Raw genomic sequence first — 1,520 nt, forward strand, 5'->3', positions numbered from 1 at the left:
GTAGTATTCCTTGCCGCGGTACTGGAACTTGTAGGCGTAGTACGAGCTTCCGGAGCGTTTGAATACTTTCATCAGCCTGCCGCGCGTCGGGTGTTGCTTGTCACAAATTGACGGATGGTTTCCGGGCGAATCATGACTCGTGTGCCCACTTTCACGTAGTCGATCCTACGACCCTGAATCCAGTCACGCAAGGTCTTAACCGAAATGCCCAGCAAATGAGCAGCTCTGCTCACGTCGAGCAAGGGTTCGATGGGATCGGATGCAAAGACTGGGGGCTTCGCTTCGTGCAATGTGCACCTCGACTATGACCTCGCACTTGACAATATCGCAGTGTACACATAGAGTCAATAGGTAACGTTACGTTTTTATCTATTGTAGCCACCCAAGAGAGGACTACATGGCAGAGAACGCCGCGACATCGCAGCAGCCAGTGATCTCCATTCGCATCTCCGATGCCCTGCGCTTAAGACTTGAGACCTTAAGGAAAATCATATCCCTCAAGAGCGGCCAGAATGTCTCGACATCGGAGGCGGCAAAGCAGCTTCTGGAGTCTGCCCGAGACGACCGTCTTGAGTTGGTAAACCTGCTCAGTGAGCCGACGGATTCCCTGCTGAGAATTCGTGGGAAGACGGACTCAGGACTCCCGCTTTCGCAGGCGGAGTGGACAGTGGTAGCCCATTACTGTGCGGCGGGAGCAGAGTCATTTATGAATACCGCACAAGGCCAGATTTCCTACGAGTCCCTGGCTGAAATCCTGGAGGCATTTCTCGCCGCTTACGCCATCGCACGGAGACCGAAGAAGTCCCCACTGGATTCCCTATACTTGCGGACTCTTCCTGGGGACAAACAGGTCGATGCCAAAGAGATTGAGGACATTGGAAGCGATGATGTTCGCCGGGTGGTGACGCGCACCATTCAGATGCTGAGGAACCCGGCTCAAAAGCGACGAAAACCGCTACTTGCGGTTCGCAATCTCTACACACTTCTCGATGAGGAAAAGTTCTCAAATATCGAGAAGCTGAACGAGGCGCTTTGGCCGCACTGGTCGGCCCTGTGGCGGGTGTGCGCGCGCGGCCACTATTCGCTTCACCGAAAACCCCTGCGAGAGAAGGTGCCTTCGGAGACAGACGACGAGGATTTTGAGCTTGCGGTTCAGCCGGCATTGCCCTCGTTGGAAGAAGGCGAATACCGCCTCGATCTGGTGCGGGAAGAGGGGAATGAATTCTCCCCTCGTTTGCAGTTTCCCGGAACCCTTACCCCGCGGTATCCGGTGGTTGGATACCCGAGGATTGCGGAGTTCCGAAGGCTGCTGGAGGAGCTCGATTTGGAGCGGGACCTTTGCCAATGGCAAGGCTACTACTTCTACGCGCACACGGCGATCGTGGAAAACGAGCAGAGGGGCGTGTTTTTCTTTGCGCGGGAGAACGGAATCGCATTCCGATTCCCGATGGAGCACTGGCAATCGATTCGGAATCTGTTTCGCCGCGCCTGGCAAGCCCCCGAAGTGATCCATACATGGG

General features: G+C 55.4%; 2 protein-coding genes. One reads left to right on the forward strand and one right to left on the reverse strand.

Features of this window, described 5'->3' with window-relative positions; genetic code table 11:
* Positions 1–71 precede the first annotated feature (71 nt).
* Complete coding sequence (locus WA354_RS10645; RefSeq protein ID WP_472812988.1) at positions 72–233, reverse strand: helix-turn-helix domain-containing protein; 162 nt, start codon at positions 231–233, stop codon at positions 72–74.
* 164 nt (positions 234–397) lie between these two features.
* Here WA354_RS10645 and WA354_RS10650 point away from each other — a divergent pair.
* The coding region (locus WA354_RS10650; protein WP_472812987.1) for a hypothetical protein at positions 398–1,520 on the forward strand (1,123 nt) is incomplete at its 3' end.

This window comes from Occallatibacter sp. (genome assembly GCF_049802275.1).
Lineage (GTDB): Bacteria > Acidobacteriota > Terriglobia > Terriglobales > Acidobacteriaceae > Telmatobacter.